This is a genomic window from Pseudomonas sp. HMSC076A11, assembly GCF_001810205.1.
GTDB classification, from domain to species: domain Bacteria; phylum Pseudomonadota; class Gammaproteobacteria; order Pseudomonadales; family Pseudomonadaceae; genus Pseudomonas; species Pseudomonas aeruginosa.
In genome coordinates this window covers 1-3,322 of the sequence record NZ_KV800315.1, presented here as the reverse complement: position 1 = coordinate 3,322, position 3,322 = coordinate 1, and the positions used below count along the sequence as shown (strand labels likewise).

At 66.6% G+C, this 3,322-nt stretch carries 4 protein-coding genes; 2 read left to right on the top strand and 2 right to left on the bottom strand.

Translation table 11 applies throughout. The features are described from left to right. The coding region (locus HMPREF2716_RS20660; protein ID WP_031767512.1) for a methyl-accepting chemotaxis protein at positions 1-435 on the top strand (435 nt) is incomplete at its 5' end. A gap of 37 nt (positions 436-472) precedes the next feature. On the opposite strand, the gene cprA is transcribed toward HMPREF2716_RS20660, so the two are convergent. Together cprA and HMPREF2716_RS20650 are read right to left on the bottom strand one after the other, a co-directional pair. Next, positions 473-1,630, bottom strand: a complete 1,158-nt coding sequence (cprA, locus tag HMPREF2716_RS20655; protein WP_003087328.1) for a cationic peptide resistance protein CprA — start codon at positions 1,628-1,630, stop codon at positions 473-475. An 88-nt stretch (positions 1,631-1,718) separates the two neighbouring features. Beyond that, a complete protein-coding gene (locus tag HMPREF2716_RS20650) occupies positions 1,719-2,351 on the bottom strand; it encodes an alpha/beta hydrolase family protein (protein WP_015503167.1) in 633 nt (210 codons plus the stop codon). A gap of 186 nt (positions 2,352-2,537) precedes the next feature. On the opposite strand from HMPREF2716_RS20650, the gene HMPREF2716_RS20645 reads away from it, so the two are divergent. Beyond that, the coding region (locus HMPREF2716_RS20645) for a cbb3-type cytochrome c oxidase subunit I (protein ID WP_177343806.1) at positions 2,538-3,322 on the top strand (785 nt) is incomplete at its 3' end.

The window sequence follows — 3,322 nt, the reverse complement described above, 5'->3', positions numbered from 1 at the left end:
CGGGCCGGCGACCAGGGGCGCGGCTTCGCCGTGGTAGCCGACGAAGTGCGCTCGCTGGCGCAACGCACCGCGGCCTCCACCGAGCAGATCCACCATCTGATCGCCAAGTTGCAGAACACCGCCAACGATGCGGTGCATACCATGGAGAGCGGCCTGCAGCAGGCCGAAGCCGGGGTCCAGCGGGTGCTGGAAGCCGACAGCGCGCTGGTCGGCATCAGCGAGGCGGTCAGCAACATCACCGAGATGACCACCCAGATCGCCGCCGCCGCGGAAGAACAGAGCGCGGTGGCCGAGGAAATCAACCGCAACATCAGCACCATCGCCGCCCTGGCCGAGCAGACCTCCGACGAGGCGCTGCGCACGGCGAAACTGAGCGAGGAACTGACCACCACCGCGCAGAGCCAGTATTCCCTGGTCGAGCGCTTCAACCGCTGAGATCAGGCCGCGGGGAGGAAACTCCCCGCGCCTGCCGTCACTTGAAGTCCCATTGCATCTGCGCCGGGATGCTCACCGCGCTGGACGACTGCACGCAGACGTCGAGGTAGTCGGTGAAGCGCGGTGGCGCGGAGATCCCCTCCTCAAGCAGACGGCTGTTGTCGAACAGGTAGTTGAGGTCGGCAAAGCCGCTGTACAAGCGCAACGCGCGCAGGACCAGACGCGGATTGGCCGGGCCGATGCGCGACTCGAAGCTCTTCGCCAGTTCCTTGAGGTCGTCCACCTCCACCTTGCGGTAGCGCTCGCCTACCGGCGCCGCCCCGTTGGCGCGGGCGAAGGCCTCGTCGATCTCACCGAAGGTGCAGGCCGCGCGATGGCCGGCGGAGATATGGTAGAGGCTGTGCCCCAGGCACGGCTTCAGCGCCAGGCCGATCAGCGCCTCGGCGCAGTAGTCGACCGGGATCACGTCGATCTGCTCGTCCAGGCCGCAGGTGAAGCTTTCCAGGGCGAAGCCCATGCGGAAGACCCAGAAGATGCTACCGGAGGCCTGGCAGCCAAGGGTACGGTGGCCCACCACGATGGATGGCCGCGCCACCACCAGGGGCAGGCCCGGCAGTTCCTCGCGCATGCGCCGCTCGATTTCCGCCTTGGACGCGGTGTAGTCCACCAGTTGCTGCTCCGCCGCCGGGAACTCCCAGGACTCGCTGATCGGCGACTCTCGCTGCGGTCCGCAGCACATCGCGGTACCGACGTGGAGGAAACGCTTCAGTCGCTTCGAACGGCTCAGCACGTCGGCGAAGGCGAAAGTGCCGTCGACGTTGACCGGCCAGATGGTCGGGTTCTTCGAGAACGACGCTACGGCGGCGCAATTGATCACCCGCTCCACCTGCATCAGGCGCGGCGTCTCGCGGGCCAGCCAGGAGGTGTCGAGGAAATCGCCGCAGAGGATCTGCTCCGCCCGCAGTGCCAGGCAGTCGGCTTCGTCGACGCCATGCATCAGCAGGTTGCCGCGCAGGCGTTCGAGCCCCTGCTGGCGGGATTCGGCGCGGACCAGGAAGGACAGGTTGGCGCCGTGCCCGGCGGCGATCAGCTGGGCGGCGACCGAACCGCCGAGAAAGCCGGTGGCCCCCGTCAGCAGGATGCGTTCGCGGGTATCGATAGCGGTGATCTGCTCACCGTCGGCATGCATGTTCATGTCTTCCCCCCTCAGAGAAGTCAGTCGCCCACGCCTCGATGCGAGGGTGGTTGCGCCGCAGCTTATGAGGGGATGCCTTAAGGAACCGTTAATGGCCCTGGAGCCCGCGAAGGAAGCCGGCCACCTCCCGCGCCGTTGCCGCCAGGTGCTGCTCGTGGGTCAGGCCGGAGGCCTTCAGCGGCTTGAGGTCGTGGTCCGCCGCGGCCAGCCAGTGCAGGCGGATCGTCGGCGCCAGCGGATAGCCCGCCACCGCCTCGCGGTTGCCCAGGGCATCGCGCTCGCCCTGGACGATCAGGGTCGGCGTGCGCAGCCCGGCGAGGTGCGCGACCCGCGGCTTCTCCGGCTTGCCGGCGGCGTAGAACGGGTAGCCGAGGCAGACCAGGGCATCCGCGCCCAGCTCGTCGGCCAGCAGGCTGGCCATGCGCCCGCCCATCGACTTGCCGCCCAGGGCCAAGGGCCCGTCCAGGGTCTCGCGGACCTGCGCATGGACCCGCCGCCAGCAGTCGAGCAACTGCGCCTGCGGATTCGGCGGACGCTTGCGGCCGTCCTCGCGGCGCTGGGCCATGTAGGGAAACTCGAAGCGCGCGACGGCGATGCCCTGGGCGGCGAGCAGTTCGGCGATGCGCTCCATGAACGGGCTGTCCATCGGCGCCCCGGCGCCATGGGCGAGAATCAGGGTGGCCGACAGCGAGCCGGCCGGGCGGTTCCATTTCAGCGACAACTTGCCACACCTCGTATGCAGTGGGGGTCGGGAAGCCAATTGATCCCGATCAATATTTCATAACGCCCCATTATCCATGCTTCCTCTCGCTAATTACGCCAATTAGACCAGCCCCAATGGGGGGACGCCCGGCATCCCAACTGCCGGAAAAGCCATAGCGTATAACCGTGGATGGAAGCCCATAGCATGAGCACCACTAACCCAGAGTCCGCCTATAACTACAAGGTGGTCCGCCAATTCGCCATCATGACCGTGGTCTGGGGCATCGTCGGCATGACCGTCGGTGTCCTGATCGCCGCCCAGCTGGTATGGCCCGACCTGAACTTCGGCTTGCCGTGGACGAGCTTCGGCCGCCTGCGCCCGCTGCACACCAACGCGGTGATCTTCGCCTTCGGCGGTTGCGCGCTGTTCGCCACCAGCTACTACGCGGTGCAGCGCACCTGCCAGGTGCGACTGTTCTCCGACACCCTCGCCTCCTTCACCTTCTGGGGCTGGCAACTGGTGATCCTGCTGGCCGCCATCAGCCTGCCGCTGGGCTACACCTCGTCCAAGGAGTACGCCGAGCTGGAGTGGCCGATCGACATCCTGATCACGGTGGTCTGGGTCGCCTACGCGGTGGTGTTCTTCGGCACCCTGGTCAAGCGCAAGGTCAAGCACATCTATGTGGGCAACTGGTTCTTCGGCGGGTTCATCCTCACCGTCGCCATGCTCCACGTGGTGAACAACCTCGAGCTGCCGGTGACCTTCACCAAGTCCTACTCGCTGTACGCCGGCGCCACCGACGCCATGGTCCAGTGGTGGTACGGGCACAACGCCGTAGGCTTCTTCCTGACCACCGGCTTCCTCGGCATGATGTACTACTTCGTGCCCAAGCAGGCCGAGCGTCCGGTCTACTCCTACCGCCTGTCCATCGTCCACTTCTGGGCGCTGATCGCGGTGTACATCTGGGCCGGCCCGCACCACCTGCACTA